The organism is Nocardia farcinica, from assembly GCF_029867845.1.
Taxonomy (GTDB): Bacteria; Actinomycetota; Actinomycetes; order Mycobacteriales; family Mycobacteriaceae; genus Nocardia; species Nocardia farcinica_A.
Genome location: NZ_JARWRU010000112.1, coordinates 1 through 3,810, shown reverse-complemented (window position 1 = coordinate 3,810; position 3,810 = coordinate 1). Strand labels below are relative to the sequence as shown.

Below are 3,810 nucleotides of genomic sequence, written 5' to 3'. Positions count from 1 at the left end.
GTCATGAGGTCGACGCGGGCCAGGTGCAGCCTGCCGCGCAGCGTGGACATGGCCGCTGCCCTGCCGCCGTCGCGAGCCGCGAGCAGCGCGGCCCGCTCGGCGCGCCAGCGGGCGATCTCGGTGTCGCCGCGCAGCGCGGCCATCTGCTCGGCCACCCGGTCCCTGGTTTCGGTGACGACGCGGGTCAGCACGGCCGCACGGGCCTGACCGTCGTCGGCCGCGCCGCCCGCCGTCGCCGTGACCAGCGCGGCGTGCAGGGCGGTCAGACCGGAGCGGTCGAGCAGGGCGGAGTCGCCGGTGCGCGCCGCGGCGGCCAGCCGGGCCGAGACGGGCAGGATGTCGGCCTCGGGATATCCGTTGGCGGCGAGCACCGCGCGGTCGCGCTCGCGGACCTCGCGCCAGTCGGCGTGCGCGTGGATGTTGTCGATGGCGAGCACCACGGTGGTCCCGGCCGCGCGCAACCGGCCGATCAGCCCGATCGCGTCGGCCCCGATCACGCTGCCCGCGTCCAGCAGGACCAGCGCCGCGGCGGGCGGGGTGGCCGAGGAGCCGAGGGTGGTCTCGACGGCGGTGGCGTCGGTGAGCGCGTCGGTCAGGGCGACGCGCGGACTCAGCCGGGCCAGCTCGGTGCGCAACAGGGTCGTCCCCACGCCCGCCGGGGCGACCAGGGCGACCTCGTCGGCCGCGGCGCCCGGGGTGCGCAGAGCGCGCAGCAGCGCCGTCCCCTGCGGGTTCCATCGCGCGACGAGCGGTTCCAGCTCCGCGATGCCCACCGCGGGGTCGCGGCCCCGCGCATCCGGGTCCCCGGCCCCGGCCGCACCGGCCTGCGCGGCGGTCGCGTCCCGCTCAGCGGCCCGGTCGGAGGGGTCATCGGTGTCAGAGTCCGGCACTGCTCATTCGCCCCCACAGTCGGATGTAGCCGTTGTGCACGCGCAGAGCGGCGCGCCGTGCCGTTGGCGGCAGGTCGCTCGCGACGACGGCGCGCCAGCGGGCGGCTCGGGAGAGGGCGTCGTCGGCATCGGCGGGGTGCACGGCCGGATAGCCCGCGGCCAGGTGCGCGACCGAGGGGTGGGCCAGGCCTGCGCACAGGCCGAGCCAGACGGCCTCGTCGCCGGCCAGGTAGTCCTCGATGAGATCGCGGGCGCGCCCGCCCGCCTCCGGGACCGAGCGGGCGGCCAGCCGGGACAGCCGGTCGAGCAGGTCGCCGCCGCGCAGCGCGGCCGCCAGCTCGTAGCGGCGGTGCAGCAGGCGGTGCAGGGCGTCGATGCCGCTGGCGGCGTGCATCACCTGGAGCAGCGCCGGACCGCTCAGCCCGGGATCGTGGCGAAGGGCGGTGAGCGCGCAGGCGATGCCGTGGAGGTCCCAGCGGCGCAGCAGGGTCTCGCGCTCACGGGCCCGAGGTCCGGCGGGGTCGCCGACGAACAGTTCCGGCGAGAGGGTGAGGGTGGGATCGGCCTCGGCGGCCAGCGCGCGCAGCAGGGTCAGCTCCTCCTCGGTGACCGCGCCCGCCCTCGTCCTGGCGGCCAGCGAGGCCACCACCGGCAGCGTCGGCCTGCGCAGCTCGCGCCCGTACTGCTCGGCGGCGGCCACCGCGTCGGCCCAGGACGAGCCGATGGCATCGGCCTTGTTCAGCACCACCACGGTGTGCTGCGGGGGCAGCGCGGCCAGCACCCTGCGGTCGGCGGGCTGCGGCGCGCCCGCGAGCACGTAGACGACCACGTCGGCGTCGAGTTCGGGATCGGGGACGCCTGGCTCGTCGATCGGCGCGGTCTCCACCGCCGACATCAGCGCCAGCGCGCGCAGCACGGTGGTGCGGCCGGTGTGCGCCCGGCCGGTCACCTGGATGCGCGGCGGCTGCCGCCACAGTTCGGCGGCGCGGTCGGCCTGCTGGGCGACGGCGAGATCGCGGCCGCCGAGCGCGTGCAGCTCGGCCAGCAGCCGATCCAGTCCCGACTGTGTCTGCCCGCTGCGGGCGGTGGCTGCCTGCATCGTGATCACACCCCCTTCGACCGTGCGAATTCTGTCAGACGAACCCGCCACGGACAGGGGCAGCCGTCAGGACCCGGTGAGGTACTTGTTCACCGTGCGCGCCGCCCAGCCGGGCGCGTACTTCGCCGACAGCGCGAGCAGCTTGGCCTGGGCGCCGATCTCGTAGTGCACCCTGGGCAGCCTGCCGCGGCGGCGGGTCGCCTCCCAGATGCCCTTCGCCACGTCCTCGGCGGTCAGCCGCACGCCGAGCGAGCGGGTGCTGCCGGTCTCGACGCCCTCGACCATGCCGGTCGCCACGAACAGCGGCCAGATGGCGATCACCCGGATGTCGTGGCGCGCCCACTCCAGGTCCAGCGCCTCGGTCAGGCTCTTGACCGCCGATTTGGTGGCGCCGTAGGTGGCCAGCTCGGGCTGTCCGTAGATGGCCGAGGCCGAGCACAGGTTCACCAGCTGGGCGCCGGTGGTCTCGCGCAGGTAGGGGAAACCGTGGTGCGCGCCGGAGATCACCCCGTTCACGTTGACCGCGACCATCCGGTGCTGCTCGCCCAGGTCGATGTCCTCGAAGCGGCCCGAACGCAGGATGCCCGCGTTGTTGATCAGGATGTCGAGCCTGCCGTGGGCGCGGTGGAACTCCGCCAGCCGCTGCTGCCACTGCGCGTCGTCGGTGACGTCGAGCACGCCGGTCTGCACCGTGCCGCCCTCGGCCTCGATCTCGGCCGCCAGCCTGCCGAGACCGAGTTCGTCGATGTCGGCCGCGCCGACGACATAGCCGCGCGCGGCGAAGTGCAGGGCGGTGGCCCGGCCGATTCCGGCCGCGGCGCCGGTGACGAAGACCGTCGGAGAACTCATGGTCGCAGTGTAGTTCCGGGCGCACCGGCGCAGGGGGTTCCACGGCCGTCCGCGCCGGTGAAACCGGGCGGTCGGGGTTCGGTTGCTGAGCCGATGCGTCGATGCTGGACAATGGACACGTGAACGACGCCGCCAACCACACTGTCGAGTCGGTTCCGGGCAGGCCGTCCACAGCATCGGCCCCGCTCGAAGCAGGCAGACGATCCCCCACCGGCTCCCGGCTCTACCCGCGCGTGACCAGCTTCCGGTCGCGGCGCGGCGCGCTGACGCCCAATCAGCAGGCCGCCTGGGAGCGGATGTGGCCGAAGATCGGCCGTGAGGTGGGCGACGAGCCGCTCGACACCGAGGCGTGGTTCGGCCGCAAGGCGCCGCTGGTCGTCGAGATCGGCTGCGGAACCGGGACCGCCACGGCGGCGATGGCCAAGGCCGAGCCGGATGTGGACCTGATCGGCATCGAGGTCTACCAGCCGGGCCTGGCCCAGCTGGTGCAGGCCGTCGAACGCGACGACATCGGCAACATCCGCCTGCTGCGCGGCGACGCCGTCGACGTGCTCGAGCACATGATTGCCGAGGAGTCGCTGACGGGCGTGCGGGTGTTCTTCCCCGACCCGTGGCCCAAGGCCCGCCACCACAAGCGCAGGCTGTTGCAGCCCGCCTCGCTCGCGTTGATCGCGAGCAGGCTGCGGCCCGGCGGCGTGTTGCACGTGGCCACCGACCACGCGGGCTATGCCGAGCACATCGCCGAGGTCGGCGCGGGCGAACCGCGTCTGACCGGCCTGAACGCCACCACCGGCGGCAGCGACGAGTTGCTGGCGCGGGGGGGGCCGCGCGGGGGGGCGCCCCCGGGGCCCCAGGTGGGTGGGAAGCTGATCAACGTCGGCGACGCTCCAGCTTTGCCAGCCCCGACCCCACGGGATCTTCGTTTCGGTCACGACTGTTCGCCTTCCTTGCTGGGGTTGAGGTTCCGCCACA

At 74.4% G+C, this 3,810-nt stretch carries 3 protein-coding genes and 1 pseudogene; 1 reads left to right on the top strand and 3 read right to left on the bottom strand.

The genetic code is table 11. From position 1 onward, the window contains the following. The 3 genes and pseudogenes from QH283_RS02125 to QH283_RS02115 all read right to left on the bottom strand — a co-directional run. Nucleotides 1-890: pseudogene (locus QH283_RS02125) on the bottom strand (hypothetical protein); the annotation flags it as partial. Next, nucleotides 877-1,989, bottom strand: a complete 1,113-nt coding sequence (locus tag QH283_RS02120; RefSeq protein ID WP_280501330.1) for a hypothetical protein — start codon at nt 1,987-1,989, stop codon at nt 877-879. The pseudogene QH283_RS02125 and the gene QH283_RS02120, both read right to left, overlap by 14 nt. 66 nt (nt 1,990-2,055) lie before the next feature. After that, nucleotides 2,056-2,838 carry an SDR family oxidoreductase gene (locus QH283_RS02115; RefSeq protein ID WP_280501329.1) on the bottom strand — a complete coding sequence of 261 codons (783 nt, stop codon included), beginning with the start codon at nt 2,836-2,838 and terminating at the stop codon, nt 2,056-2,058. Nucleotides 2,839-2,939: 101 nt separating this feature from the next. Between QH283_RS02115 and trmB the strand changes: the two genes are divergently transcribed. Then, nucleotides 2,940-3,810: tRNA (guanosine(46)-N7)-methyltransferase TrmB (trmB, locus tag QH283_RS02110; RefSeq protein WP_280501328.1), on the top strand; the 871-nt coding region annotated here is incomplete at its 3' end.